The sequence below is a fragment of the Nocardia sp. NPDC051030 genome (assembly GCF_040683015.1).
GTDB lineage: Bacteria > Actinomycetota > Actinomycetes > Mycobacteriales > Mycobacteriaceae > Nocardia.
The window spans coordinates 284,814-311,543 of the sequence record NZ_JBFBCD010000009.1 but is presented as its reverse complement, the minus strand read 5'-3'; the positions used below and the strand labels follow the sequence as shown (position 1 = coordinate 311,543).

Here is a 26,730-nt window from a genome sequence, read left to right as displayed (position 1 = left end):
ATCGTTCAGTCCCCCAGCAGTTCCGACACCAGTCGCGGTAGCGCCCTGCCGATCGGCTCGCGCACGATCTCGGCGGCGTACACGTCGTACGGGGTCGGCTCGGCATTCACGATGACCAGCTCGGCCCCCGAGTCGACGGCCACCGCGCACATGGACGCGGCGGGCTCCACCTGCAACGAGGTGCCGACCGCGAGGAACAACTCGCTCGTCTCGGCGATATCCACCGCGGCCCGGATCGCCTCCGGATTCAGGTGCTGGCCGAACATGACGATGGCCGCCTTCAGAATGCCGTCGCAGTCGGGGCAAGCCGGGTCGGGATCACCGGCGGCGACGCGTTCGAGGGTGGCGGCCATGGTGGTGGTGTATTCGCAGTCGATACAGACCACGTCGAACATGTTGCCGTGAATCTCGACCACCGGATCCGAGCCCGCGCGTTGATGCAGCCGGTCGATGTTCTGGGTGATGATCCGGACCTGACGCCCGCCCGCGGCGAGCCGGGCCAGCGCCCGATGCGCCGCATTCGGTTGCGCCCGCCAGGCCGGATTGTCACGCCGCGCCAGCCAGGACTTCACCCGTAGCTCCGGGTCGGTCACGTAATGCTGGTAGGTCGATAGCAATTCGGCGATCGGGTCGGTGGTCCACACCCCGCGCGGCCCACGGAAATCCGGGATACCCGAATCGGTGGAGATGCCCGCCCCGGTGAGCACCCCGATCGGACCTTTGCGCGTACGCCAATCCGTCATTCGCTTCAGCGTAGTGCGCCGGGCGAATGCGGGGCCAGGCATTTCACTTTGAGCAACACCGCACTTCGAATAACACCGCACTCTGAGCAACACCTAGACGGCGATGACCGCGGGCCTGTCCTCCGAGCGCCGGTAGTGTCCCGGGGCCTGCCCATATTCCCGCTTGAACGCCTTGGCGAAGGCGAATTCGCTTTGATACCCGACCTTTCGGGCAACACTCGCCAAAGGGGTGTTGGTCTCGCGCAGCAGCCGCGCGGCGGACAGCATGCGCCAGCGCGTGACATACGACAGCGGCGGCTCCCCCACGGTCGCGGTGAACCGCCGGGCCAGCGTCGCGCGCGAGACTCCCGCCACCGCACCCAATTCCGGTACGGTCCAAGCCCGTTCGGGTTCACCGTGAATCGCACGCAGGGCGGCGGCCACGGCGGGATCGGTGAACGCACCCGCCCACCCGGAGGACTCCTCGGCCTGCTCGTCGAACCAAGCACGCAACATGAACAGCAAGAGCGTGTCCAGCAGTGCCGGAATGGCGGCATCGGTGCCCGGCCGAGGTTCGGCGATCTCGGTGGCGAGCAGATCCACCGCCGCCCGCAAGGCCGGATGCCGCCCGGGGCGCGCGGGAAGATGAATGAATTCGGGCAGCTCATCGAGCAATGGATGACTGCGATTGCGCCCGAGTTCATATGCCCCGCACACCAATGCGGCCCGCACCCCCGGCCCGACGATCTCGCGCGGCTCCCCCGGCCTGGCGGTTTCGGTGACCGGACTGTCCAGACTGTCGACGAGCACGTGATTCGCGCCGCGCGGCATGAACAACACATCGCCGGGCCCCAGCGCGATCGGCTCGCCGTCCGGTGTCACCACCCAGCACGAACCCTGCAGCATCACATGGAATCCCGCGCCCGGAACAACCGGATACCGCCGCCCCCACGGCGCATGCCGCACGAACATGCCAGAGGCCGGATTGCCGGTACGAATGGCCGCGATGGTCTCGCTGAGGATGTCCACATATCCACCCTACAGCTCGGTCGATGCGAGCTTCAGACATCTATTCAAGCGCACCCGTTGCCCATGCACTCACGGATGCGCGTCACGCGGCATCGATCGGCGCATCGAAATACAGTGGCCTGATGAGCGACGACCGTCCGAAACTGGCCGCAGAATTGGATCTTCAGCCGCATCCCGAGGGTGGCTGGTTCCGGGAAACCTGGCGCAGTGGAGTGGAATTCGAGCCCGAGGGCTACAGCGGCCCCCGCGCGAGCGCGACCGCGATCTACTTCCTCCTGCTGCCGGGAGAGAAATCCGCACCGCACACCGTGCTCTCGGACGAGATCTGGCTGTGGCATCGAGGCGGCCCCCTGCTGCTGAACATCGGGGGTGAGGAAATCGTCCTCGGACCCGATGCCGAGCAGGGGCACCGCCCCCAGGCGGTGGTCCCCGGTGGGGTGAGCCAGGCCGCCCGCCCGGCGGGCGACGACTACGCCTTGGTGAGCTGCATCGTCGCCCCGGGCTTCGACTTCGCCGATTTCCGGATGGATTGATCCGGCGCTAGGCGTCGATTTCGAGCAGACCCTCCGCGACCGCGTGGTCGATGGTCTTCTCGAGGTTGGGGCAGGAGTCGGGCTTGCCGAAAATCGGTCCGGCTTCGGCCATTTTGCGGAAGACCGGGCAGTGGTCGGCCGGATTGACCGTCCACTGCACGGTTTTCTGATTGTGGCTGTGCTTGCGCACCAGCACTTCCGTTCCGCAGGACTGGCACGCGATCGGTGTCAGCCCGGACTCCATGTAGTGCTCTTTGTCGAGGACCGTCTGGGCGCGCACCTGTGCTCGTCGCTCCGGAAGGTCCGCGAAGTCGGGTGCTTTCGCCCAGGTGGTCATCAGACGTTCGCCTCCTCCGAAGCCGTGTCGGCGGCGGCTGCCGCTTCCTTGGCTTCACGCTTCTTGCGCAGATTCTCCTGCACCTCGAGCTCCCAGGCCTCATTGGCCTTGGTGGTATCGACCTCGAACTCGAAGCGCTGCGTGGACTTCGGGTCGATATCGGCGACGTCCACATAGAACTGGTCGTACCAACGGCGCAGCTGGTAGACCGGGCCGTCCTCCTCGGTGAGGAGCGGATTGTCGATCTTGGACTTGTGCTTCCAGATCTCCACGTCCTGCAGGAAGCCCTCGCTCACGCCCTCGGTCATCTTGCGCGCGAAGCCCGCGGCCTGATCGTCCGGCAGCCCCTTGGGCTTCTCCAGCGTCACGCCCCACATCAGCACGAACGAGTCCTGCGTGACCGGGTAGTGGCAGTTGATCAGAACGGTCTTGACCTCGTACCCGCTGTAGATATTGAGCAGCGGATTGACCATGTACGAGGGGCCGAAATAGGCCGCCTCGGACTTGAGCAGCACATCGATCCCCGCCTCGGCCGCCTGGCCGATATCGGGACGCCCCTTGGTCTCGAGGTACTGGGTCGCGACATGGCCCTCGAGCACGTTCTTGAAGAACGTCGGGAACGCGTAGTGGATATAGAAGAAGTGCGCCATATCCACGACGTTGTCGATGATCTCGCGGCAGTTGGCGCCCTCGATCAGCATCGAGTGCCAGGTCCACGGGGTCCAGTTGTCGGACAGCGTCCCGAGGTCATTGCCCTCGGCGTCCTTGAACGGGCCATCGATATAGGGAATGGTGACTTCGTCCGTGGGCGCGCTGCCCTCGTGGTCGTGCCAGACGAACAGCTGACCATTGCGTTCCAGCACATGCCACGCGCGGGTGCGGGCCAGCGGGGGCACGCGCCGGGCATAGGGAATGCCCGTGCACTTGCCGTCGCCGCCCCAGCGCCAGTCGTGGAACGGGCAGGCGATCGAATCGCCCTTGACCTCGCCCATCGACAGGTCGCCGCCGAGGTGCCGGCAGTAGCCGTCGAGCACCTTCAGAACACCCTTACTGTCCGCGAAAACGACCAGCTTGGTGCCGAATGCCATGACCGAGTGTGGCTTGCCGTCACGGAAGGTCTCGGCGAGACCCAGGCAGTGCCAGCCCCGGGCGTAGCGGGTGGGGGTGCTGCCCACGTCGATCTCGCGGACCTTCCCGCGGGGCCCTTGGGGGGTTGTCGCCATCGTTGCTCCTCCTTGGAAGTACTAGAACACGTTACAAAATTGCGGCGCGCGGCGCCAGCGATACGGCCGACTACCAGGATGGGCGTGCCCTGAACTGGACTTGGACGCCGTTCTCGACAGGAATAAGAACCTGTTCTACTCTCAGGGGCAAACGAGAACCGCTTCCCGATCATTCGTGGATAACCACACCAGGCAGGAGCAACTGGCGAGATGAGCCAAGAAGTAGTCGAGCGGGTCGAGGCACTGCTTCCCACGCTGCGTGAGCGCGCCCAAGAAGCAGAGGACCTGCGCAAACTCCCCGAGGAGTCGGTGAAGGACCTTCAGGAGACGGGCTTCTTCAAGCTGCTGCAGCCGCGTCAGTGGGGCGGCCACGCCGCCGATCCGGTGGTCTTCTACGACACCGTTCGCAAGATCGCCAGCGCCTGCGGATCCACCGGCTGGGTGTCCGGCATCATCGGCGTGCACAACTGGCACCTGGCGCTGTTCGATCAGCGTGCGCAGGAAGAGGTCTGGGGCGAGGACACCGACGTGCGCATCAGCTCGTCGTACGCCCCGATGGGCGCCGGCGTGGTGACCGAGGACGGCGACGGCTACACCGTGAACGGCAAGTGGGCCTGGTCCTCCGGCTCCGATCACGCCACCTGGGTGGTCGTGGGCGGACCGGTGATCAAGAACGGCAAGCCGGTCGACTTCGGCTCGTTCCTCATCCCGCGCAGCGAATACCGCATCGATGACGTGTGGAATGTGGTCGGCCTGCGGGGCACCGGGTCCAACACGGTCGTCGTCGAGAACGTGTTCGTACCCCGGCACCGCTTCCTCAGCTTCCGCACCATGGGCGAGCTCAAGTCGCCTGGCCTGGAGCAGAATACCGATCCGGTGTACAAGATGCCGTGGGGCACAATACATCCCACCACCATCTCGACCCCGATCGTCGGAATGGCTTACGGCGCATACCAGGCGCATGTCGAGCATCAGGGCAAGCGCGTGCGCGCCGCCTACGCGGGCGAGAACGCCAAGGACGATCCGTTCGGCAAGGTGCGCATCGCCGAGGCCGCCAGTGACATCGACGCCGCCTGGCGCCAGCTGTCCGGCAATGTCGCGGACGAATACGCCTACCTGGTTGCGGGCAAGGACGTTCCGTTCGATCTGCGCGCCAATGCTCGCCGTGACCAGGTGCGCGCCACCGGTCGCGCGATCGCCTCGATCGACCGGCTCTTCGAGGCATCCGGTGCGACCGCCCTCGCCAATGGCACTCCACTGCAGCGCTTCTGGCGTGACGCGCACGCGGGCCGGGTGCACGCGGCCAATGACGCCGAGCGCGCCTACGTCATGTACGGCACGCACGCGTTCGGTCTGCCGATCACCGACACGATGGTGTAGCCATGACCACTGTGACTGAAGGCACTTCGCGGCCCGCCGCGGCAATAACTTTCGAATCCACCTCGCGCTTCGCGCAGGTGCGGCCGGATCTGAAGCTGCACTACCACGAGGCTGGGGTCGGCAACGGCCCCACCATCGTGCTGCTGCATGGTGGCGGACCGGGCGCTTCGTCGTGGTCGAACTTCGCGAAGAACATTCCGGTGCTGGCGCGCGAATTCCATGTGCTGGCAGTGGATCAGCCCGGCTTCGGGCTGTCCGACAAGCCGACCGAGCACCCGCAGTACTTCGTGCACTCGGCCTCGGCGCTGAAGGATCTGCTCGACACCCTCGGCATTACCGAACGCGTTCACCTGCTGGGCAATTCGCTCGGCGGCGGCGCGGCCACCCGATTCGCGCTGGACTACCCGGATCGCGCGGGCAAGCTCGTACTCATGGGCCCGGGCGGGTTGAGCACCAACCTGTTCGCGCCGGATCCGACCGAGGGCGTCAAGCTGCTCTCGAAGTTCAACTACGAGCCGACTCGCGAGAACCTCGAGGCGTTCCTGCGGATCATGGTCTTCGACCAGAAGATGATCACGCCGGAACTCGTCGAGGAGCGTTTCGCCTCCGCCAGCCAGCCGGAGTCGCTCGAGGCCACCCGCGCCATGGGACGGTCCTTCGCCGGAGCCGATTTCGCCAAGGGCATGATCTGGCGCGACGCGTTCACACTGCGGCAGCCGGTGCTGCTCATCTGGGGACGCGAAGACCGGGTGAACCCGATCGACGGCGCACTCGTTGCACTGAAGATGGTGCCGCGCGTACAACTGCATGTGTTCGGCGGCTGCGGCCACTGGGCGCAATTGGAGAAGTTCGACGAATTCAACCGCCTGGCAACCGACTTCCTGCTCGGCGTCAAGGAGAAGTGAGCATGAGTATCAAGGCGCTCGGCTACATGCGCATCGAGGCCACCGATATGGCGGCCTGGCGCGAATACGGGCTCAAGGTGCTCGGCATGATGGAGGGCTCCGGCAATAACCCGGACGCGCTCTACCTGCGCATGGATGATTTCGCGGCGCGCCTGGTGATCGTGCCCGGCGACAAGGACCGGCTGCTGGTCTCCGGCTGGGAGGTCACCGACGCCAAAGGGCTGCAACAGCTTCGGGAAACCCTCGGCAAGGCCGGAGTCGCCTACACCGAGGGTGAGAAGGACGAGCTCGCCGAACGTCGCGTCGAGGGCATGATCCGGTTCGAGGATCCCTCCGGCAATACCCTCGAGGCCTTCTACGGTGCGCAGTACCTGGGCCGCCGCTTCGTCAGCCCGTACGGCCACAAGTTCGTGACCGCCGAGCAGGGTCTGGGCCACGTGGTGCTGACCTGCAACGATGATGCCGCCGCACAGGCGTTCTATCAGGACGTGCTGGGCTTCCGGCTGCGTGACTCCATGCGGTTGCCCCCGCAGATCGTCGGCCGTCCCGCCGACGGTGACCCGGCCTGGCTGCGGTTCTACGGCTGCAACCCGCGTCACCACGCGCTGGCGTTCCTGCCGCTGCCCAACCCGACCGGCATCGTGCATCTCATGGTCGAGGTGGAGAACTCCGACGATGTCGGCCTCTGCCTGGATCGCGCGAACCGCAAGAAGGTCAAGATGTCGGCCACCCTCGGGCGGCACATCAACGACAAGATGCTGTCCTTCTACATGAAGACGCCGGGCGGATTCGATATCGAATTCGGCTGCGAGGGTTTGGAAGTCGAGGACGAGTCCTGGATCGCCCGCGAATCCACCGCGGTCAGCCTGTGGGGCCACGACTTCACCGTCGGATTCAAGTAGCGAGAACGAAGGCGACGAACTCATGACCACGACGGATCCCGTGATCGACCCCCGCGCATTCCGTAATGTGCTGGGCTCCTTCTGCACCGGCATCACCGTCATCACCACCCTCGACGGTGACGGCAACCCGGTGGGCTTCGCCTGCCAGTCCTTCGCCGCCCTCTCCCTCGATCCCCCGCTGATCCTGTTCTGCCCCACCAAGGAATCCCGTTCCTGGGCGGCGATCGAGCAGAACGGCAAGTTCTGCGTCAATATGCTCGCCGAAGAACAACAACCGGTATGCGCCCGCTTCGGCTCCCGCGAACCCGACAAGTTCGCCGGAGTCCCCTGGCGCACAGCCGAACTCAACGTCCCACTCCTCGACGACGCCCTGGCCACGATCCAGTGCACTGTGGACAGGGTCGTCGACGGCGGCGATCACTACATAGTGATCGGCCGAGTACAGGCCCTGTCGGAATCCCCGGATTCCGGCAGGCCCCTACTCTTCTACCGAGGCCAATACACCGCCATAGAACCGGAAAAGTCCACCCCAGCCCCCTGGCGAGCCGACCTCGAACACTTCCTCACCACCACAACCCTGGACACGTGGTTGTAAACCCGTGAGGGAGCTGTGGTGGTGGGAAATTCGGACAAATCCCACCACCAGAGTTCCCTCACCCTTTTCCGAAGCCGTGCTCGCGGAGTGCGTCCCGGACTCGGTGCACGACTACCTCGGGATTCGCACTGAGGTGCTTGCCGCTTACTCGGATCACCTTCCACCCCAGGCATTCCAGGGCAGCGATTCGGTCAATGTCCTTCTCGTACTGCAATGGGTCGGTCCAATGCTGAGCGCCGTCGTATTCGACCGCGACCCGCCACTGTTCCCAACCCATATCGACCCGCGCGATGAACTTCCCGCGCTCATTTCGGATGACTATCTGTGTCGCGGGTTTCGGTAATCCACTGTCGATCAAGAGCAGCCGCGTCCGTGATTCTTGCGGTGACTCCGCGCGTGCATCGACCAGCTCCAGTGCGGCCCGCAGTCTGGCGGTTCCTCGGCTGCCGAAATGCCCGCCCGCGAAGTCGACCACCTGTTCGGGATCGATACCTGTTGCGGCGCACAGCGTATCGAGTAGCGGAATCGCCAGTTCGCGGTCATACCTGCGAGCGATATCGAATCCGGTGCGCACCGGTGTGGTCACCGGAAACCCCTCGACCTCGCAGCACTCGTGCCGGGCTATCCGATCCCGAAAGGTCCGGATCCCAGCAGGTGGCCGCCGAGAACTGGGCAATGCGATCTCCACCGGCAGCCGCTCATCCACCCACCGACAGCCCAACATCGCCAACGCGGAATGCCCGACCAGCACCCCCGCCCCTTTCGTCCAGTGCACGGCGGCCTTGGCCCGCTCCACCGCACCCATCGGATATCCGCGCGGCGCATACACATCCGGAAACACCCGAACGAAGTCCCGCCGCAACTCCCACTGACTCACTACTCCCGCCGCCACCGCCCAAGACCCTACGAATGGCTCATTAATTTCCCCCATGCCCGCCGATGCTCCCCCTCCCCACCGACAAGATCCGGTGAGGGAGCTGTGGTGGTGGGAAATTCGGACAAATCCCACCACCACAGCTCCCTGATCTTGGTCCGGGCCCGGCGCGATATTTGCTTTCGGGGTTTGGGGTGGGGCTGGTTCACTTTTTGGATGGATAACGTGTTGATGGTTAAGACTTCCAAGCGGCTGAGTCGTCATTTAAGGCATGCGCCGGAGGAGATCGGGCTGGTGTTGGATGCTGCCGGGTGGGTGGGGGTTGAGGAGTTGCTGGCCGGGCTGAAGCGGCGGGGGCGGGCCGTGAGCCGGGCTGAGTTGGATGAGGTGGTTGCTCGGAATGACAAGCGGCGGTTCGAGTTCGATGCGAGTGGGACTCGGATTCGGGCCAGTCAGGGGCATAGCGTCGAGGTGGAACTCGACTATGCGGTGAGTGTTCCGCCGGAGGTGCTTTTTCATGGGACGGTCGCGGCCGCGTTGCCGGGGATTCGCGTCGAGGGGTTGAAACCGATGCGGCGGCATGCGGTGCATTTGTCGGCGGTGATGGAGACCGCGGTCCGGGTGGGATCTCGGCGGGGCAAGCCGGTGGTGCTGACCGTGGATGCGGCCGCTATGGTTCGCGACGGTCACGAGTTTCGGGTCAGCACCAACGGGGTGTGGCTGGTTGCCGCTGTCCCGCCGGGTTACCTCGCGGGGCTTTGAGCCGGGACGGGGCGAGGACTGGGGGCGGGACGGTAGCCGGGGCTAGTGGAGAGCCGGCGGCATGCGAGTGGGTTTGATTCGCCCGGCGTCTATGAGGGCTCGGAAGGCGGCGGCTTTGCGGTCACATTCGGCTACCACGCAGCGACGGTGCTGTTGCATTGTCCGGTGGGCTTCCTGCACGTCCAGTGGATGCTCCGGCGGCATATGGGACCATACCGACGGGGTGGACACCAGTTCGTGGGAGTGGCTGTGCTCGTTGGTGATTCGCTCTCTGATGCGATCGACCGAGAGTCTGTCCGGATCTTGATGGGGGTGGTGCAGGCTGACGACCGTAATCGTCATGATCGCCAGCATTGCAAGGGTGGCCGTGAACACCTGCCAGGCGGCCATTGGTTCACCTTCTCCATGTCTATCGGTTGTAGTTCGCTAGATATTCACTGTATGGCTCCGGACGCTACTTCTTCCAGGCCGCCATGGGTCAGAAACAGGCGAATTTCGGCCTATTTCAGCAACTTACCCGGCCGTTCCGGGCATGGGTAAGCCGAAAGTTTGCGACCATTCAAGGGTGACCGACGGTCAAGCAAACCTGCGCTCCATCACCAGCGCGGCGCTGCTGGTCGAGTTCGCCACCAGCCGCGGCCTGGAACTGCCTACGCTGCTGCGAGACACGGGCATTCGGGACATCAATCTGGTCGATTCCACCGCGGAGATCACTCTCGGACAGGAATTGGCCCTGATGCGCAATGTTGTGGCCGGAGTAGGTGATGAGCCCGGGATGGGATTGATGGCCGGGCTACTGTGCCACCCACCCAGTCTCGGCGTCCTCGGCTTCGCCTTGATGAGCTGTCCGACCGTGCGTGATGCCGTGGATCTGGCGCTGCGCTACGCCGACCTGTCCTTCACCGTCGCCCGCCATCAGGTGGTGATGAACGGTGAGGAGGTCTCCATAGTCCGCGACGACTCCGGGGTACCGCCCGAAGTGCGCAGATTCGCGGTGGAGCGGGATGTGGCCGCCATCTGGACCATTCAGCAGGACGTTCTCCCCATGCGCCCGCCCATTATTCGGGTCGCGGTGGCGTTCCCGCCGCATCCGGTCTACGAGATGTTCGGGGCCATGCTCGGTGTCGAGGAGGTCGTGTTCAATGCCGCGCGGTCGGTGGTCACCGGTCCGGCCGGACTACAGAATCTCGTGCTCCCGCAGGCGAATGCGGCCACCGCGCGATTCTATGAGCAGCAGTGCGCCGATCTCATGCAGCGTCGTAAGCGGCGGCAGGGCATCAGCGGGCAGGTGCGGCAGATGCTCATCTCACGGGGCGGCATATCCGACCAATCCGGCATAGCGGCCGAACTCGACATCAGCGTCCGCACCCTGCGCCGTCGACTTGCCGACGAGGGCACCACCTTCCGCGAACTCACCACCGAAACCATCGGCCTGCTCGCCGAGGAACTGCTGCTGGCCGGAATGACGGTGGAACAGGCCGCAATCCGCCTGGGCTACAGCAGCGTCTCCGCCTTCACCTCCGCCTTCCGCGCCTGGAAAGGCCAAGCTCCCGGCCAATTCGCTCGCGAGAACCGGGGCCGGGTCTCGGCCCAACTATGAGAAAAGCCGCGACCGGCTGTCGCTTTTCAACGAACCGGTCGCGGCCCTCTCGGGTTTGCTGATGCCTCGAATCAGGCGGAGACAGCAGCCTTCTCGCGCTGGAGTTCCAGGGCGATATCGATCAGCTGATCCTCCTGGCCGCCGACCAGCTTGCGCTTGCCCGCGCGAACCAGCATCTCGGCGGCGGAGACGCCGTAGCGCTCGGCCTGCCGCTCCGCATGCCGGAGGAAGGACGAGTAGACGCCCGCATAACCCATCATCAGGGCCTGGCGGTCGAGCAGGCATTCGCTCGGCATGGCCGGGCGCACAACATCTTCCGCGGCGTCGGTAATGGCGAAGAAGTCCACGCCGGTCTTGATGCCGAGCTTGTCGCACACGCCGATGAAGGCCTCGACCGGCAGGTTGCCCGCGCCCGCGCCGAAACGCCGCGCCGAACCGTCGATCTGGGTCGCGCCCGCGCGCACCGCGTACACCGAGTTGGCCACGGCCAGGCCGAGGTTCTCGTGGCCGTGGAAGCCGACCTGCGCGTCATTGCCGAGCTCGGCGACGAGCGCGGACACCCGGTCCGAAACCTGCTCCAGCACAAGCGCACCGGCCGAGTCCACGACGTACACGCACTGGCAGCCCGCGTCGGCCATGATGCGGGCCTGCTTGGCCAGCAACTCCGGCGTGGTGCTGTGCGCCATCATCAGGAAGCCGACGGTCTCCAGCCCCAGATCGCGGGCGAAGCCGAAGTGCTGGATCGAGACATCCGCCTCGGTGCAGTGCGTGGCGATGCGGCAGATCGACGCACCGTTGTCCTGCGATATCCGGATGTCTTCCTTGACGCCCACGCCCGGCAGCATCAGAAAGGCAATCTTGGCCTGCTTGGCGGTCTCCGCGGCAGCCTTGATCAGTTCCTGCTCAGGGGTTTTGGAGAAACCGTAGTTGAAGGAGGAACCGGCCAGGCCGTCGCCGTGAGTCACCTCGATGACCGGCACGCCGGAGGCATCGAGCGCGCCGACGATATCGCGCACCTCGGTGACGGTGAACTGGTGACGCTTGTGATGTGAGCCGTCCCGCAGTGAGGTGTCGGTGACGCGCACATCGAGTTCGCCCGAGAAGGGCTTCAGCACATTGCTCATGGTCGAATCTCCTTACACCCGAGCCGAGATGATTTGATCGGCCATCACATTGCCGACCTGGGTGGCGGCGGCCGTCATGATGTCCAGGTTGCCGGCGTACGGCGGCAGGAAGTCGCCCGCGCCCTCCACCTCGACGAAGATCGAAACCTTCGCCATGCCACCGGAAACCAGCGACGGGTCGTCGAACTGCGGCTCGTTGAGCAGACGGTAGCCCGGCACATACTGCTGGATGGACTTCTCCATCTCATGGATCGAGGCGGTGATCGCGTCGCGGTCGGCATCCTCGGGGATGGCGCAGAAGATGGTGTCCCGCATGATCATCGGCGGCTCGGCCGGATTCAGAATGATGATGGCCTTGCCGCGCTGCGCTCCACCAATGGTTTCCACGCCTTTGGAGGTGGTCTTGGTGAATTCGTCGATATTGGCGCGGGTTCCGGGTCCGGCCGAGACCGAGGACACCGAGGCGACGATCTCGGCGTACGCCACCGGGACGACGCGCGAAACTGCGGCTACCATCGGAATGGTCGCCTGACCACCACAGGTGATCATGTTGACGTTCGGTGCATCCCGCAGCGAATCGAGATTCACCGGCGGAATCACAGCCGGGCCGACGGCAGCGGGGGTGAGGTCAACGGCGCGGATACCGGCCGCCTCGTACTTCGGCGCGTACGCGCGGTGCACGTATGCCGAGGTGGCCTCGAACAGCAGATCCGGCTTCTCATCCAGTGCCAGCAGCCAATCCGCCCCCTCCGCAGAGGTTTCCAGGCCCAGTCCGCGGGCCCGCTTGAGCCCCTCGGAATCCGGGTCGATGCCGATCATCCAGCGCGGCTCGATCTTGTCCGAGCGCAGCAGCTTGTACAGCAGATCGGTGCTGATATTGCCGGACCCGACGATCGCGGCGGTGACTTTGCTTGCAGTCACGGCTATCTCCCTATTCGGTGCAGTGTCAGCTGAAACGCAGACGAACGGAACCGAGTCCGGCGAACTCGGCGGTGAAGTCGTCGCCCGGGCGGGCGTCGATGGCGCGGGTGCAGGAACCGGGCAGCACGATGTCGCCCTTCTTCAGGCGCACGCCGAACTGGGCGACCTTGCGGGCCAGCCAGGCGACGCCGATGGTCGGGTCGCCGAGCACGGCGTCGCTGCGACCCTCGGCGACGATCTCCCCATTGCGGGTGAGGACGGCGTCGATCTTCTTGATATCCAGCTCATTCGGGGCGACCCGCTCGGGACCGAGCACCCAGCCCGCCGAGGACGCATTGTCGGCGATGGTGTCGCACAGACCGATCTTCCAGTCCTTGATGCGGGTGTCGATCAGCTCGATGGCGGGCGCGTACGCGACGGTCGCGGCCAGCACGTCTTCCTCGGTGCAATCCTCGCCGGGCAGGTCCGCGCCGAGCACGAAGCCGACCTCGACCTCGACCCGCGGGTAGAGGAACTTGGACGTGTCCACCGGAACGTCTTCGAAGACTTCCATTTCGGCGAGCAGGTGGCCGTAGTCGGGTTCGTCGACGCCCATCATCTGCTGCATGGCCTTCGACGACAGGCCTACCTTATGGCCGATGATGCGGGATCCGGCCGCGGTCCGCCGCCGGATATTGATCAGCTGGATCTCGTAGGCATCGACCACGTCGATGCCCGGATACCGTGCGACCAGCGGGTCGAGCGGAACCCGGTCCCGCTCTGCGAGGGCGAGCTCTTCCGCCAGTTCAGTCCGAAGCGCGTCGGTCAGCACGCTGATTCCTTCCATTGCGGGGGACGGCCGGTGGCCAGTCGGTTACGAGCCTAGAAACTGAAACGAGTTTTTGTGAAGAAGATCGCTTCAGCAGTCCCATCTGCCAGACCAACATAGACCAAACCAGGATTGATTCTATAACGTGTTCTACATGACTGATCGGGATTACGACGTGGTGGTGGTCGGCAGCGGTGCCGCCGGTATGACCGCCGCTCTCACCGCCGCCCACAACGGACTCCGTGTGGTGCTCATCGAGAAGGCCGCGCATTACGGCGGCTCGACCGCACGCTCCGGTGGTGGCGTCTGGATTCCCGGCAACAAGGCGCTCCTCGCGTCCGGGCGGCCCGACGACCGCGAAGAAGCTCGCACCTACCTGCACAGCATCATCGGCGATGTGGGCGTGCCCAAGGAGAAGATCGACACCTACGTCGACCGCGGCGCGGAGGCCTTCGACTTCGTGCTCGACAACTCCCCACTGAAGATGAAGTGGGTGCCCGGCTACAGCGACTACTACCCCGAAGCACCGGGCGGCAAGGCGGACGGCCGCAGCTGCGAGCCCAAGCCGTTCAACACCAAGAAGCTCGGCGCGGAACGATTCAACCTGGAACCGCCCTACAGCAAGGCCCCGCTGAACGTGGTCGTGCTGCAAGCCGATTACAAGAAGCTCAACCTGCTGCGCCGGCATCCGATCGGCTTCGCCACCGTGCTGCGGGTCGGCACCCGCTGGGCGTGGGGCAAGGTCACCGGCAAGGCGCTGGTCGGCATGGGCCAGGCCATTATCGCGGGCATGCGCAAGGGCCTGCTCGACGCGAATGTGCCGGTGCTGCTGAACACTCCGCTGAGCGGACTGGTGATCGAGAACGGCGTGGTCACCGGCGTCGAGGCCGAACTGAACGGCGAGACCGTCGTGTTCAACGCCAAATACGGTGTGGTGCTGGCGGCCGGCGGGTTCGAGCACAACGCCGAAATGCGGCACAAGTACCAGCGTGAACCCATCACCACCGAATGGACCACGGGCGCGGCCGCCAATACCGGCGACGCGATCCGCGCGGGCATCGACGCGGGCGCGGCCATCGACTTCATGGAAGATTCCTGGTGGGGTCCGACCACGCTCAAGGGCGAAGGCAAGCCGTGGTTCGCGCTCGCGGAGCGCAACCTGCCCGGCTGCATCATCGTCAACAACGACGGCAAGCGATTCGGTAATGAGTCCGCTCCTTACGTCGAAGCTGTGCACACCATGTACGGCGGCGAATACGGGCAGGGTGAAGGCCCCGGCGAGAACGTGCCGTCCTGGCTCGTGTTCGACCAGCGCTACCGGAGTCGCTACATCTTCGCTGGGCTACAGCCGGGTCAGCGTTTTCCGTCCCGGTGGATGGAAAACGACAACATCGTCGTGGCCCCGACCCTGGCCGAGCTCGCCGAGAAGATGGGCGTGCCCGCCGAAAGCCTCGCCTCGACCGTCACCCGGTTCAACGGCTTCGCCGAAACCGGTAAGGACGAGGACTTCAAGCGTGGCGACAGCGCCTACGACCGCTACTACGGTGACCCGACCATCAAGCCCAACCCGTGCCTGAACAAGCTGGAGGTCGGCCCGTTCTACGCGGTCCGCATGGTCCCCGGCGACCTCGGCACCAAGGGCGGCCTGGTCACCGATAACGAGGGCCGCGTGCTGCGCGAGGACGGCACCGTCATCGAGGGCCTCTACGCCGCGGGCAATACCTCCTCCCCGGTGATGGGCCACACCTACGCGGGCCCCGGCGCCACCATCGGACCCGCCATCACCTTCGGCTACCTGGCCGCCCTCGACCTCGCCGCTAAGGCGAAAAAGGGACAGCCGGTCGTGGCCGACCAAGCGTCCTGAATCGCCCCAACCCGATTCAGGACCGGGTTGGGCGCGAGTAAGGGTCACGTCGTGCCCGCGCCCAACCCACCCGCCGACAATGGAACCCCCTGCCCGGCGTCGGCGGTACCACCGAAGAACTGCAAGCCGCCCAAGGCAATTCGCGCCCGGGAGCCCGCTCCACGGGGCGGCGGCCACGCAGCGCACAACCGAATACCCCGAGGCCGCGCCCGCGCGTGGCATGCGACCCCACAATCGGGCGCGGCCTCGGCGGGCGGATGCCCCGCGACACGCGTCCCGGCGAGCGGGCTCGCGCTTGCCGAGACACCGGACGCGAGCGCAGGATCGGACCCGAGTGGGGTCTCGCTGCGGGTGAGCGCCCACCGAACTCAACGAGGAGAACTTCATGCCCATCGACCCGAATATCGCGCTCGGCGCGGAGCTGCCCGCCCGGGAGTTCGCCTGGGCCCCAAGCGATGTGCAGCACTACAACCTGGCGCTCGGCGCGGGTGGGCGCTGGACCGATGCGCGTGAACTGCGCTACCTCGACGACCGCACCCCGCAGGTGCTGCCGACCTTCGCCACCGTCGCGCCGTCCTTCCACGAGACCGAGCCGCCGAAGGTGCAGTTCCCCGGCATCGATATCGACCTCGCCAAGGTGGTGCACGGCAGCCAGGAAATCGTGGTGCACCGCCCGATTCCGGCCTCCGGCAAGGCCACCATGACCGGTCGCATCAGCGAGCTCTGGGACAAGGGCGCGGCCGCCGTCGTCTGGCAGGAACACACCGCCGTCGGCTCGGACGGCGAACCCCTCTGGACCGCCCGCTCCTCCATCTTCGCCAAGGGCGAGGGCGGCTTCGGCGGCGACCGCGGCCCCTCCACCAAAACCGAACTCCCCGACCGCGCACCGGATTACGACGTCCTCACCCCGACGCTGACCCAGCAGGCCCTGCTCTACCGCATGTGCGGCGACCGCAACCCGCTGCACTCGGATCCGGAATTCGCCCGCAACGCAGGCTTCCCCAACCCGATCCTGCACGGCCTGTGCACCTACGGCCTGGTCTGCAAGACCGCCACCGACACCGTCCTGGATTCGGATGCCGCGCGCGTCAAGGGTTTCCGCGCCCGCTTCGCCGGAGTCCTCTACCCGGGTGAAACCATCCGCAGCCGAATCTGGCAGCAGGACGGCGAACTCATCATCGCCGCCACCGTCGTGGAACGCGAAGACGCCCCCGTCCTCGCCGACGTAGTCCTCACCTACGCCTGACGCGAATGCCCCCATGGGCCGCGCCCCCTCGGGGTCGCGGCCCATTCCCGTTCTCCCACAAGATCAAGGAGCTCTGGTGGCGGATTTCACCCCCGAAATCCGCCACCACAGCTCCCTCGGCGTTTGTGGTTACGCCCTGGCTGGGATGGGGCTTGGGGTTGGCGTGGGGAGGGTGGCGTATTCGAGGACTGCGACCAGGTCTTCGCGGTCGAGGCCCCGGAAGTCGGCGAGGAGCTCTTCGGGGGTTACGCCCGCGACCATGAGGTCCAGGAGTAGGGCTACCGGGTAGCGATGACCCCGGATCACCGGGATCCCTCCGCAGACGGCAAGGTCGGAGGTGATGCGGTCGAGATTGGGCATGCCCCGAATAGTAGGGCTGGACTGTAATCCTTCTCTGTGGTTCGGGTGACCGGGGTCTGTGGTCTTCATGATCGGGTGGCCTAGGGTCGGACATATGGACGAAATCGTGCTGTACGGGGCGGATTGGTGCGGGGACTGCCGACGCGCGAAGAGCTGGCTACGGGAGAACGGCGTCGCGTTCACCGAGGTGGATGTGGAGCATGACGACGCGGCGCGGGATCGGGCGATCGAGCTGGCCGGTGGGCGGAAGGACATTCCGGTCGTGGTGCTGCCGGGCGGCGCGGTGCTCATCGAACCGACCAATCCCGAGCTGGCGGCGGCCCTCGGATACTGAGGCTCGGATCTATCCACTGGTCTCCAAATGAAGACTTATGGATAAAATTTGGAGACTCCAAGGCATTCATTGTCTTCCAGATGCTGGATAACGTTGTCGATGTTGGTTCGACGGAGCAACCGGCGGACAAGCAATCGAGCAATGGGAGAAGACGATGCGTGCAGCGATCCAGAAGTCCTTCGGCGGTCCCGAGGTGCTCGAGGTGACCGAGGTCGCCAAGCCGGAACTGCTGTCGGGTGAGGTGCTGGTGCGGGTACACGCCAGTTCCGTGAACCCGGTCGATGTGGCCGTGCGGTCGGGGGCCTTCCCGCTGCTGGGGCAGCCGCCGTTCGGGGTCGGCTGGGATATCTCCGGCGTGGTCGAGGAGGCCGGGCCGGGCGCACGCTACGAGGTCGGCGAGGAAGTGTTCGGGATGCCGTTCTTCCCGCGCGCCGCCACGGGGTACGCGGAGTATGTGGCCACGCCGTCGCGTCAGGTCGCTCGCAAGCCCGCGGCATTGAGTCACGTCGAGGCGGCGGCCCTGCCGCTGGCCGCGCTGACCGCCTGGCAGGGGCTGGTGGACCGGGCCGGTGTGAAGGCGGGCGACCGGGTGCTGATCCACCGGGCTGCGGGTGGCGTCGGACATCTGGCCGTGCAGATCGCCAAGGCACGCGGCGCGTACGTGATCGCACTGGCCAGCGCGGGCAAGCACGACTACCTGCGCGAGCTCGGCGCGGACGAGGTGATCGACTACCGCACAACCGATTTCACCGAGGCCGTGCAAGACATCGATATCGTCTTCGATTCGGTCGCCGATGGTGAGCGGTCGCTGTCGGTGCTGAAGCCGGGCGGAGTGCTGGTGAGCATTCTCGAACACATGAAGCCCGAACTGGCCGCCGCCGTACAGGCCGCGGGACGGCGTTTCGCGGGCGTCTCCGTGGAGCCGGATTACGCTGCGCTGGAAGCGATCGCGGAACTGGCCGACGCGGGCCTGCTGCGCCCGACCATCGCCGAGTCGCTCCCTCTGGAGGACGCGGGCAAGGCGCACGAACTCGTCGCCTCCGGACAGCTGGTCGGCAAGGTCGTGCTGACCGTCGACGCCACCGAATAGGGAGAACACCATGGACGTCCTCAGTGAGGCGCTGGCCTCGATGCGAACCGGCGCGCCCAATTCGGTCCGCACCGAAGGCCACGCCCCCTGGGGAATGCGACTCCCGGAAACCGCGGGCGCGGGCTTCCACGTCGTCCTGCACGGCACCTGCTGGATCTACCCGACCGAACACACCACCGCACCGATCGCCTTGGGCCCCGGCGACCTGATCTTCGTCCGCGACGGTTCCGGCCACATCCTCGCCGACCACCCGGACACCCCCGCCGAAGTCCCCCGCCCCGACCAGTACTCCCGCAAGCCACCGGTCGGCATGGTCCGCCTGGGCGGGGACGGCCCGGTCACCAGCCTCCTCTGCGGCAACTACCACCTCGACGGCCAGCGACCACACCCCCTCCTACGGCAACTCCCCGAGGTCATCCACCTTCCCGCCCGCCACGGCCGCCATCCCGAATTGACCTCCGCTATAACCCTTTTGGGCGCGGAACTCGACAACCCTCGAATCGGCTCCCACGGCATAGTGCCCGCCCTCATCGACGCTCTCCTGCTCTACATCCTGCGGGCTTGGGTGGAAGATCAGCCTCAAACAGAATCCGTGGGATGGGCTGCGGCACTCCGTGATCCGGCCGTAGCCCCCGCCCTGTCCGCCATGCACGAGGACCCCTCCGCAAGCTGGACCGTCCAAACCCTGGCCGACCACTCAGGCCTATCCCGAGCCGCCTTCGCCCGAAAATTCGCCACCATGGTCGGCGAACCCCCACTGGCCTACCTAACCCGCTGGCGTCTGACCACCGCCGCCCGCCTACTCCGAGAAGACGACCTCCCCATGGACGCGGTAGCAGCCCGCGCCGGCTACAGCTCCGAATTCGCCTTCGGCAAAGCCTTCAAACGCGAATATGGCCTGGCCCCCGGCCAATACCGCCGCCAATCCCGCACCGCCGCCTAGCCCGCGAGGATTGAACAAGATCAGGGAGCTCTGGCGGTGGGATTTGTCCGAATTTCCCACCACCACAGCTCCCTCACCTGTTCAAGAGGTTGGGGGGTTGGGAGTTAGGCCTCGGATTATCAAGGCGTAGAGGATTATTACGGCTATGGGGGCGGCTATGGGGAGCCAGGCTATGCCGGTGGGGAGGAGGGTTGCTGCGCCTGCGGCGGCTGTGAAGAGGAGGGCTCCGGCTACTGAGGGGATTGTTGTGGGGACTACGCCTATCGGGGCGGAGACTGTGGCGGTGTTCAGGAGGTAGGTGGTGGCTACCAGGCCTATTGCGCCTGCTATCAAGGCTCCGGTGCTGGTGAAGGTTAGGACGGCTACGGCTGTTAGGACGGCGCAGACTGCGCTTGTTCGCCAGCGCCAACCCGCAATGGCGAAGATCAGGACGGGGATGGCGGCCAGGGGCTGTACGAGGCCTACCGCTAGGGCTAGGAGGAGGCCGGAGAGGACGGCGAGGAATTTGGTCATCGGCGGACTCGGACTGTGCGGCGGTGGTCGGGGAGGAGGCGCATGACCTGGTCGAGGCGGGTGCCTTCGGGCCAGGAGACGATGTCTACGCCTACGGTGCCCATGTCGCGGTACATGGAGGTGCGTTCCAGTTGCCACATGCGGGCGAGGGTGGAGTCGAGGTCACCGTGGAAGGGCGGGCCGCGTAGGACGTCCACGACCACGACGACATGGCCGCGTTTGCGGAGATCTATGAGGGACAAGGCGAATTGGGTGTCGAGCAGGGTCGAGAAGGCGACGATCACCGCGCCGATGGGGACGGCCGCGTGGGGGGCGAGGGTGCCCTGGGTGGCTATGTGCTCGTCGCCGACATCCAGGACGGTGTCGACGATTCGATAGAACTGGCGGCGGCCGATATCGGGGCGCAGCCAGCGCGGGGAGCGGCCGAGGGCGACCACGGCGGTGCGGTCACCGGCTTGCAGCGCGGACTGCGCCACCTGGGCCGCGCCGCGCACGGACAGTTCCAGGGAATCCGAGGCGGGACCGGGAGCCTGGAGCGAAGTATCCACCAGGACAACGACATCCGCGGCGCGGTTGGTGAAGCGTTCGGTCACGAACAGCTGACCGCGGCGGGCGCTCACCGGCCAGTTCACGGTGCGGAGTTGATCGCCGGGCGTGTACGCGCGGATATCGGCGTACTCGACGCCGGGACCGTGCCGCCGGGTCAGGTGACTGCCCATGCGTTCGGGAAGTTCGGTGCGGGGCAGGCGCATTCGCTGCGGGTCGGCGATGGGGTACACGTACACCTCACCGGCGGGCAGCTGCACCGAGGCCACCGCCAGACCGGCGGGACTCAATGCGGTGACGCGCATGGGAATCGGGTAGCGACCCCAGCGCGGTGAGGACAGGGCCAGGCGCAGACCGGCGGGCGCGGGCCCGGAGTCGAGCACCTCCTCCACGCGCGATTCCATGCCGTGGATCGATTCCGGATGCAGCCGCAGCAGCGCGTGCCCGCTCTCCACGAAGGCCGCGGCGGTCAGCACCACTTCCTCGGTTTCGAAGCAGCGCAACACACCTGCGCCATCCACCTGGATCCGGGTGCGCGTCTGCTGCAGCGGCGCGCTGGCGAGCACGCCCAGCATCGGCGCGGCGAAGACCGTCAGCTGCCACTTTCCGAACACGATGGCCAGCACCAGCGCGGGCGCGGACACCACGGCCAGCATGAACACCAAAGGCGCGGGCCGCCAACGCAGTTCGGCCTCGGTGGAGGTGCTGGTGTCGCGATGCCTCATGCGCGCCTCACGCGGGGGTGGCGCGCGGCACCGGGAGCCGGCGCAGCAGTTCGGCGATCACGTCTTCCCCGCGAATGCGGCGCACCCACATTTCCGGGCGCAGTGTGATGCGATGCGCCATGGCCGGAATGGCCAGAGCCTTCACGTCTTCCGGCACCACGTAGTCCCGGCCATTGAGCAGGGCGCGGGCCCGCGCCATCTGCACCAGGTCGAGTTCGGCGCGCGGGCTGGCACCGACCTCCACCTGCGGATGGCCGCGGGTGGCGGAGGCGAGCGAGACCACATAGCCGACCACATCCGGGTGCACGGTCACGAATTCCACGCTCTGCCGCATTTCCATCAGCCCGGCGGCGTCCACGACCTGGCCGGTCTGCGCCGGTTGCGAACCACGTTCGAGGCGACGGCGGATCATGCTCATCTCATCGGATTCGGACAGGTAGCCGAGCCGCAGTTGCATGGCGAAGCGGTCGAGCTGGGCCTCCGGCAGCGGGTAGGTGCCCTCGTATTCGATGGGGTTGTCGGTGGCCATCACGATGAAAGGGTCCGGCAGCGGGAAGGTTTCGCCGTCGATGGAGACCTGTCCCTCGCCCATGGCCTCCAGCAGGGCGGCCTGGGTCTTGGGCGGGGTGCGGTTGATTTCGTCGGCGAGCAGCATATTGGTGAACACGGGGCCGCGGCGGAAACTGAAACGGCCGGAATGCATATCGTAGATGGTGGAGCCGATCAGGTCGGCGGGCAGCAGATCCGGGGTGAATTGCACGCGGGTGAAGTTCAGGCCCATGGTCGCCGCGAACGACCGGGCGATCAGGGTCTTGCCCAGGCCGGGCAGGTCCTCGATCAGGATGTGGCCGCCGGCGAGCACCGCGATCATGATCAGCTGCATTTCATCCCGCTTGCCGACCACGACGCGGGACATTTCGCGCAGTACCGCGTCGGTGCGCTTGATGGTCACGTCCATCGGTGAAGTCATGTCTCGTCTCGCATCTCGGTCTCACATGTTCTGTAGGCGGCGCAGGATCTCGTCCAGCGCGGCGCGGCCCGGCGCGCGATTGACTTGATCGCGCAGGGCCGCATTGGCCGGATCCACCCAGCGCCACAATTCCGGGCCGAAGAGCAGTTGCCCCGCGATCTCGGTGGCACGCCGGTTCTTGGCCATGCGGTGCCCGCTGGTCAGTTCGAATTCCTTGGCCAGCAGGGGTCGTAGATGGCGGTCCCAGTCGGCGCGGGAGCCTTCCGCGCGGTCGGCGAGCATGGTGGCGCGGGCCTGCCAGCGTTGCAGCATTTCGGCGGGGCCATTGTCGATCTCGTGGTCGTCCGGTCCGGTCGGGCCGAGCTTGCGGGCGCGTTGCTGCAAGGTCCAGATGAGCAGCCACAGCGCCCCGGCCACCGGGATGGCGGCGAGGGGCATCAGGGTTTCCCGCTGATTGCCGATGGCGAGCAATTCGAACAGGCCGACCAGCGCCACCGCGCCGACCACGATCGCGACCCGGTTCATGACGGGGCCCCCGTTCGTTCCTGCGGGGCAGACTCTGCGACAACGTGTTTCATGCCGCCTGCCGCTGCAGATCAGCCAACACGATACGCAGCAACTGCTCGGCGCGCATCCGCTGCCACTCCAGCATGGAATGCGGGCTGAAGCGGGCCTCCTCGAACAGGGCCACCAGTTCGCGCGCCGACGCATCGTGCAGGAAGCCGCGATCGAAGGCGCGCGCCAGCACCTCCGACGGCGTATCCGAGGCCAGCGGGGCCACCTCGCGCGCGGTCGCCAGACCGCGTTCCATGGCGACATAGCAGGCGATGATGGCGGTGCGCGGATCCTGGCCGGGCGCGATCATGGCCGCCAGGCCCATCTCGGCGACCTTGGCCAGCGAGACCGCCTCGGTCGGGGTGGCCGGTGCGAGCAGACCGGATTGCGCGGCCGGTCGGCGCCCCGAGCCCATGGCGACCACCACCAGACCGGTCATGGCCACCAGCACCAGTGCACCCGCGCAGATGCCGACGATCACCAGGGCGGTACCGCCCAGCGGTTCCTGGGGCAACGAATTCGATGGCGGCGCAACGGTTTCCACCGGCGTGCCATTCGAGCCCGGTTCGAGGGTCGACACCGTCTGCCCCGACTTGTCCTCCCGCCCCGGCCCGACCAGATACACGGACACGATGGAGGTGATCAGCAGTGCGAGCGCCGACAGGCCGATCAGAACCAGCAGGCCGATCCCGCCTAAGCGCAGGGTCCGGCGATCGAGGCCGCGATCGGGTTCCGGCATGGCCAGCGGCAGCCGATGCTGACTATTGATGACTCCGGCCGCCAGGATCACCACCGAAACCAGCAGCAGCACCGGCATCAGGGCGAGGGCCACGGCCGACGACGGGCGCGGCGCGGCGGGTCCGCCCGCGCCGGGGATGTACCCGCGCAGGGCGACAACGGCCAGCGCCAGCAGCGCGATCAGCCCGATCGCGCGCGTTGCCACCGTCCCCACCCCAGTCACGAAGTACTCCTAACCAGAGTCCTGCAAATCAGGCACATAGTTACATGCCGAGCAGTTTCTCTGGTCGAAAACGGCGAACACGGGTTACATATAGTTCCGGCATGAACCGTCTGTGCGGACGGCATGGACTGTCAGACTCGACCTTCCATGCCGCCCGATCCCCGGATGCTCAGGCGATGCGGCGGACCCGGGCGCGCAGGCGGGTGAACGCGGAATCGACCAGGGTGGCAGAGGATTCCGCCGCGATGGCGCGGGGCTGATGCCGGGTAGCCGCACCGTGATTCGAGGCGGGCAGCGGCTCCACGCGAACCGGTCGCGGCTCGACCAGGCGGCCCAGCGAACGGAAATCCCATCCGGCCGCCAGCCACGGCTCCGGATCGAGGGAATTGCGCGCGTCGATGATCGTGCGGCCGCGCGCCACCGAGCGCAGGAAGGCCGGATCCAGCTCGGCGAACTCCCGCCATTCGGTGAGATGCAGGACGATATCCGCCTCGCGCAGGGCGGCCGACGCGGTGGCGGAATAGACCAGCTGCGGGGCCACCGCGCGGGCGGGAACCGTTGCGGCGGGGTCGAATACGGTGACCTCCAGGCCCGCGGCATGCAGGCTGGTGGCCACGTCCAGAGCCGGAGAGTCGCGCACGTCATCGGAGAGCGGCTTGAAGGCCGCGCCCAGGATCGCGACCCGGCCGACCGGATGCCCGTCATCCCCGCGCAGCAGGTCCAGGGTCTGCTGGACCACGCGCTCGCGGCGGCGCACATTGATCGCATCGATATCGCGGAGGAAGTCGACGGATTCGCCCGCACCCAATTCGGTGGCCCGGGCGATCAGCGCACGCACATCCTTCGGCAGGCAGCCGCCGCCGTAACCCAGTCCCGCGCCCAGGAATTTGCGGCCGATGCGGTCGTCGTGGCCGAGCGCGTCGGCCAGCAGGGTCACATCCGCGCCGGTGAGCTCGCACAGTTCGGCCATGGCATTGATGAACGAGATCTTGGTGGCCAGAAAGGCATTGGCGGACACCTTGATCAGTTCGGCCGTCGGCAGATTGGTGATCACGACCGGGGAGCCCGCGGCGATCGGGGTGGCATACACCTGGCGCAGCGCCCATTCGGCGTCCGGCGTGGTGACACCGAAGACCAGGCGGTTCGGGTGCAGGGTGTCGTACACGGCGTGGCCCTCGCGCAGGAACTCCGGATTCCACGCCAGGTCAACGGAAATGCCCGGCGGCGTGAGTGCGGCGATGCGCGCCGTCAGCGCCTCGGCGGTGCCGACGGGGACCGTGGACTTGCCGACGATCAAACAGTTGCGGGTCAGATTCGGCACCAGCCCGTCCAGGGCGGAGTACAGCTGCGAGAGATCGGCCGCGCCATTCGGGCCGGGCGGCGTTCCCACACACAGGAAATGGACGTCCGCGAAGCGCGCGGCCGCCACCAGCGAGGTGCCGAAACGCAGTCGCCCCTGCGCGACATGCCCGGCCAGCAGTTCGGGCAGGCCCGGCTCGTGGAAGGGCACCCGGCCCGCGGACAGCGCGTCCGCCTTGGCCGGATTATTGTCCACGCCAAGCACTTCGAAGCCGAGTTCGGCCATGCCCGCGGCATGCGTGGCACCCAGGTATCCGGTGCCGATAACGGAGATGCGGAGCATCAGGAGGCCTCCTTGGAGAGCGGGACGCCGCGGTCGCCTACGGGCATCAGGCGCTCCGCGATCACTTCGCGGTAATGGCGGATGAGGAGATCGTTGACGGCCGACCAGGAGCGATCGCGGACACTGCGCTGCGCGGTGGTCGCGGTCTGCGCGTGCAGTTCCCGGTCCTCGATCAGTCGGCGGACCAGGTCGAGCATGGCGTCGGCATCGCCGGGCGGGTACAGGAATCCGGCGCCCGGCTCGACCACGTCGATCGGACCGCCGGAGCGGGGCGCGACCACCGGGACACCGGAGGCGAGGGCCTCCTGTGCTGCCTGGCAATAGGTTTCGTGCCTGCCGGTGTGCACGAAGACATCGAGGGAGGCATAGGCGGCGGCCAGATCCTCACCGTGCAGCACGCCCAGGAAGGCCGCGCCCGGCAGCAGTTTGCGCAGCCGCTTCTCCTCCGGACCGCCGCCGACGATGACCAGCCGCACGCCGGGCAGCGGGCGGAGGTGCGCGAGCAGCTCGAGTTCCTTCTCCGGTGCGAGGCGGCCGATATAGCCGATGAGGGTTTCGCCATTGGGGGCCAGGCGTTTGCGCAGTTCCTCGGAGCGCCGGAACGGTCCGAACTGCTCGAGGTCCACGCCGCGCGGCCAGCGGGCCAGGCCCGGAATGCCCATCAGCTCCAGTTGTCTGAGGCTGGCCGTGGACGGCGCGAGGGTGCGGTCCACCTGGAGGTGAATCCGCCGGGTGAGCGCGGCCATGGTGCGGACGCCGCCGGGCAGGTCGTAGCGCTCGGCGAAACCCACCAGATCGGTCTGATAGATGGCGACGGTCGGAATATCGAGTTCCCGGGCCACCTTCGCCGCTTGATAGCCGAGGGTGGCCGGGGATGCGATGTGCACGACATCCGGCTGGAACTCCCGGATGACCTTGCGCAGACGGCGTCGCGTCTCCAGGCCGATCCGGAAGTCCCGATAGAACGGCAATCGCGCACCACGCACCACATGCACGCGGAAACCGGCATACTTCGCCGGTCCGGTCGGTGCGACCAACACCGCCTCATGCCCCTTGGCGGCAAGGTGATCCAGCACCCGCCGCACCGAGTTGGTGACGCCATTGACCTGGGGAAGAAAGGACTCGGCGACCACCAGAACCCGTAGTCGGCCGCCGGGAATACCGGGATTCCGAGCCGCGGAACCCCTTGCCTGCTCGCGGATTCGCATCGTTCCCCTCCGGTTCGGTGCTGCTCCTCACGCCACGGTAAGAAGCGGGCCGCAACGC

At 66.4% G+C, this 26,730-nt stretch carries 29 protein-coding genes; 12 read left to right on the top strand and 17 right to left on the bottom strand.

What is annotated here, in order from left to right; all coding sequences use genetic code 11:
- Positions 1-5 precede the first annotated feature (5 nt).
- A complete protein-coding gene (locus AB0N05_RS29410; protein WP_364699720.1) occupies positions 6-743 on the bottom strand; it encodes a Sir2 family NAD-dependent protein deacetylase in 738 nt (245 codons plus the stop codon).
- A gap of 93 nt (positions 744-836) precedes the next feature.
- Positions 837-1,751: an AraC family transcriptional regulator gene (locus tag AB0N05_RS29405; protein WP_364699718.1), complete on the bottom strand. Its 915-nt coding sequence runs from the start codon at positions 1,749-1,751 to the stop codon at positions 837-839.
- A gap of 122 nt (positions 1,752-1,873) precedes the next feature.
- On the opposite strand from AB0N05_RS29405, the gene AB0N05_RS29400 reads away from it, so the two are divergent.
- Positions 1,874-2,284 carry a cupin domain-containing protein gene (locus AB0N05_RS29400; RefSeq protein WP_364699716.1) on the top strand — a complete coding sequence of 137 codons (411 nt, stop codon included), beginning with the start codon at positions 1,874-1,876 and terminating at the stop codon, positions 2,282-2,284.
- 7 nt (positions 2,285-2,291) lie between these two features.
- On the opposite strand, the gene AB0N05_RS29395 is transcribed toward AB0N05_RS29400, so the two are convergent.
- Complete coding sequence (locus AB0N05_RS29395; RefSeq protein ID WP_364699714.1) at positions 2,292-2,621, bottom strand: hypothetical protein; 330 nt, start codon at positions 2,619-2,621, stop codon at positions 2,292-2,294.
- On the bottom strand, positions 2,621-3,844 hold the full coding sequence (locus tag AB0N05_RS29390; RefSeq protein ID WP_364699712.1) for a Rieske 2Fe-2S domain-containing protein: 1,224 nt from the start codon (positions 3,842-3,844) through the stop codon (positions 2,621-2,623). Before AB0N05_RS29390 ends, AB0N05_RS29395 begins: the two co-directional genes overlap by 1 nt.
- Positions 3,845-4,054: 210 nt before the next feature.
- Between AB0N05_RS29390 and hsaA the strand changes: the two genes are divergently transcribed.
- Genes hsaA through hsaB form a run of 4 tightly spaced genes read left to right on the top strand, consistent with a single transcriptional unit; the run spans position 4,055 to position 7,626 of the window.
- Complete coding sequence (gene hsaA, locus AB0N05_RS29385) at positions 4,055-5,224, top strand: 3-hydroxy-9,10-secoandrosta-1,3,5(10)-triene-9,17-dione monooxygenase oxygenase subunit (RefSeq protein WP_364699710.1); 1,170 nt, start codon at positions 4,055-4,057, stop codon at positions 5,222-5,224.
- 2 nt (positions 5,225-5,226) lie between these two features.
- Positions 5,227-6,129, top strand: coding sequence for a 4,5:9,10-diseco-3-hydroxy-5,9,17-trioxoandrosta-1(10),2-diene-4-oate hydrolase (gene hsaD / locus AB0N05_RS29380; protein WP_364699707.1), 903 nt, complete (start codon positions 5,227-5,229; stop codon positions 6,127-6,129).
- A gap of 2 nt (positions 6,130-6,131) precedes the next feature.
- Positions 6,132-7,031 (top strand): iron-dependent extradiol dioxygenase HsaC, encoded by a 900-nt coding sequence (hsaC, locus tag AB0N05_RS29375; RefSeq protein WP_364699704.1) that lies wholly within the window; start codon positions 6,132-6,134, stop codon positions 7,029-7,031.
- Between the two features lie 22 nt (positions 7,032-7,053).
- Positions 7,054-7,626 (top strand): 3-hydroxy-9,10-secoandrosta-1,3,5(10)-triene-9,17-dione monooxygenase reductase subunit, encoded by a 573-nt coding sequence (hsaB, locus tag AB0N05_RS29370; protein ID WP_364699701.1) that lies wholly within the window; start codon positions 7,054-7,056, stop codon positions 7,624-7,626.
- A gap of 58 nt (positions 7,627-7,684) precedes the next feature.
- On the opposite strand, the gene AB0N05_RS29365 is transcribed toward hsaB, so the two are convergent.
- Entirely contained in the window at positions 7,685-8,518 is an 834-nt protein-coding gene (locus AB0N05_RS29365; protein ID WP_364699698.1) for a DUF559 domain-containing protein, read from the bottom strand.
- A gap of 198 nt (positions 8,519-8,716) precedes the next feature.
- Here AB0N05_RS29365 and AB0N05_RS29360 point away from each other — a divergent pair, with 198 nt between their 5' ends.
- Positions 8,717-9,262 carry an RNA 2'-phosphotransferase gene (locus AB0N05_RS29360; protein ID WP_364699695.1) on the top strand — a complete coding sequence of 182 codons (546 nt, stop codon included), beginning with the start codon at positions 8,717-8,719 and terminating at the stop codon, positions 9,260-9,262.
- Positions 9,263-9,304: 42 nt separating this feature from the next.
- On the opposite strand, the gene AB0N05_RS29355 is transcribed toward AB0N05_RS29360, so the two are convergent.
- On the bottom strand, positions 9,305-9,652 hold the full coding sequence (locus tag AB0N05_RS29355; protein WP_364699692.1) for a hypothetical protein: 348 nt from the start codon (positions 9,650-9,652) through the stop codon (positions 9,305-9,307).
- A 175-nt stretch (positions 9,653-9,827) separates the two neighbouring features.
- Here AB0N05_RS29355 and AB0N05_RS29350 point away from each other — a divergent pair, with 175 nt between their 5' ends.
- Positions 9,828-10,862 (top strand): AraC family transcriptional regulator ligand-binding domain-containing protein, encoded by a 1,035-nt coding sequence (locus tag AB0N05_RS29350; protein WP_364699689.1) that lies wholly within the window; start codon positions 9,828-9,830, stop codon positions 10,860-10,862.
- A 71-nt stretch (positions 10,863-10,933) separates the two neighbouring features.
- Here the strand turns inward: AB0N05_RS29350 and dmpG are convergent, their stop codons facing one another.
- From dmpG to AB0N05_RS29335, 3 genes are read right to left on the bottom strand one after another with little or no spacing between them, the layout of a single operon-like run.
- Positions 10,934-11,986 (bottom strand): 4-hydroxy-2-oxovalerate aldolase, encoded by a 1,053-nt coding sequence (gene dmpG, locus AB0N05_RS29345; RefSeq protein ID WP_364699686.1) that lies wholly within the window; start codon positions 11,984-11,986, stop codon positions 10,934-10,936.
- 12 nt (positions 11,987-11,998) lie between these two features.
- Complete coding sequence (locus tag AB0N05_RS29340) at positions 11,999-12,907, bottom strand: acetaldehyde dehydrogenase (acetylating) (protein WP_364699683.1); 909 nt, start codon at positions 12,905-12,907, stop codon at positions 11,999-12,001.
- A gap of 25 nt (positions 12,908-12,932) precedes the next feature.
- Positions 12,933-13,718, bottom strand: a complete 786-nt coding sequence (locus tag AB0N05_RS29335; RefSeq protein ID WP_364699680.1) for a 2-keto-4-pentenoate hydratase — start codon at positions 13,716-13,718, stop codon at positions 12,933-12,935.
- Between the two features lie 142 nt (positions 13,719-13,860).
- Between AB0N05_RS29335 and kstD the strand changes: the two genes are divergently transcribed.
- Together kstD and AB0N05_RS29325 are read left to right on the top strand one after the other, a co-directional pair.
- The gene (gene kstD / locus AB0N05_RS29330; protein ID WP_364699677.1) at positions 13,861-15,579 is read left to right on the top strand and encodes a 3-oxosteroid 1-dehydrogenase; all 1,719 of its coding nucleotides are present in this window, start codon (positions 13,861-13,863) and stop codon (positions 15,577-15,579) included.
- Positions 15,580-15,964: 385 nt separating this feature from the next.
- Positions 15,965-16,825, top strand: coding sequence for a MaoC/PaaZ C-terminal domain-containing protein (locus AB0N05_RS29325; RefSeq protein WP_364699674.1), 861 nt, complete (start codon positions 15,965-15,967; stop codon positions 16,823-16,825).
- Between the two features lie 129 nt (positions 16,826-16,954).
- Here the strand turns inward: AB0N05_RS29325 and AB0N05_RS29320 are convergent, their stop codons facing one another.
- Positions 16,955-17,185: a DUF433 domain-containing protein gene (locus AB0N05_RS29320; RefSeq protein ID WP_364699672.1), complete on the bottom strand. Its 231-nt coding sequence runs from the start codon at positions 17,183-17,185 to the stop codon at positions 16,955-16,957.
- Between the two features lie 94 nt (positions 17,186-17,279).
- Here AB0N05_RS29320 and AB0N05_RS29315 point away from each other — a divergent pair, with 94 nt between their 5' ends.
- The 3 genes from AB0N05_RS29315 to AB0N05_RS29305 all read left to right on the top strand — a co-directional run bounded on the left by AB0N05_RS29315 (position 17,280) and on the right by AB0N05_RS29305 (position 19,552).
- Positions 17,280-17,519 (top strand): glutaredoxin family protein, encoded by a 240-nt coding sequence (locus AB0N05_RS29315; RefSeq protein WP_364699670.1) that lies wholly within the window; start codon positions 17,280-17,282, stop codon positions 17,517-17,519.
- A 154-nt stretch (positions 17,520-17,673) separates the two neighbouring features.
- Positions 17,674-18,609, top strand: coding sequence for an NADP-dependent oxidoreductase (locus AB0N05_RS29310; RefSeq protein WP_364699667.1), 936 nt, complete (start codon positions 17,674-17,676; stop codon positions 18,607-18,609).
- Between the two features lie 10 nt (positions 18,610-18,619).
- The gene (locus AB0N05_RS29305; RefSeq protein ID WP_364699664.1) at positions 18,620-19,552 is read left to right on the top strand and encodes an AraC family transcriptional regulator; all 933 of its coding nucleotides are present in this window, start codon (positions 18,620-18,622) and stop codon (positions 19,550-19,552) included.
- Positions 19,553-19,633: 81 nt separating this feature from the next.
- Here AB0N05_RS29305 and AB0N05_RS29300 read toward each other — a convergent pair whose 3' ends face one another.
- The 7 genes from AB0N05_RS29300 to AB0N05_RS29270 all read right to left on the bottom strand — a co-directional run bounded on the left by AB0N05_RS29300 (position 19,634) and on the right by AB0N05_RS29270 (position 26,672).
- A complete protein-coding gene (locus tag AB0N05_RS29300; RefSeq protein ID WP_364699661.1) occupies positions 19,634-20,065 on the bottom strand; it encodes a hypothetical protein in 432 nt (143 codons plus the stop codon).
- The gene (locus AB0N05_RS29295) at positions 20,062-21,336 is read right to left on the bottom strand and encodes a DUF58 domain-containing protein (RefSeq protein ID WP_364699658.1); all 1,275 of its coding nucleotides are present in this window, start codon (positions 21,334-21,336) and stop codon (positions 20,062-20,064) included. Before AB0N05_RS29295 ends, AB0N05_RS29300 begins: the two co-directional genes overlap by 4 nt.
- Before the next feature lie 7 nt (positions 21,337-21,343).
- A complete protein-coding gene (locus AB0N05_RS29290) occupies positions 21,344-22,306 on the bottom strand; it encodes a MoxR family ATPase (protein ID WP_364699655.1) in 963 nt (320 codons plus the stop codon).
- A gap of 21 nt (positions 22,307-22,327) precedes the next feature.
- On the bottom strand, positions 22,328-22,831 hold the full coding sequence (locus AB0N05_RS29285; RefSeq protein WP_364699653.1) for a hypothetical protein: 504 nt from the start codon (positions 22,829-22,831) through the stop codon (positions 22,328-22,330).
- Between the two features lie 49 nt (positions 22,832-22,880).
- Positions 22,881-23,822, bottom strand: a complete 942-nt coding sequence (locus AB0N05_RS29280; RefSeq protein WP_364699650.1) for a DUF4129 domain-containing protein — start codon at positions 23,820-23,822, stop codon at positions 22,881-22,883.
- Positions 23,823-23,991: 169 nt separating this feature from the next.
- The gene (locus tag AB0N05_RS29275) at positions 23,992-25,464 is read right to left on the bottom strand and encodes a UDP-glucose/GDP-mannose dehydrogenase family protein (protein WP_364699648.1); all 1,473 of its coding nucleotides are present in this window, start codon (positions 25,462-25,464) and stop codon (positions 23,992-23,994) included.
- Positions 25,464-26,672: a glycosyltransferase family 1 protein gene (locus tag AB0N05_RS29270; protein WP_364699646.1), complete on the bottom strand. Its 1,209-nt coding sequence runs from the start codon at positions 26,670-26,672 to the stop codon at positions 25,464-25,466. The genes AB0N05_RS29275 and AB0N05_RS29270 overlap by 1 nt, the downstream gene beginning before the upstream one ends.
- Positions 26,673-26,730 lie beyond the last annotated feature (58 nt).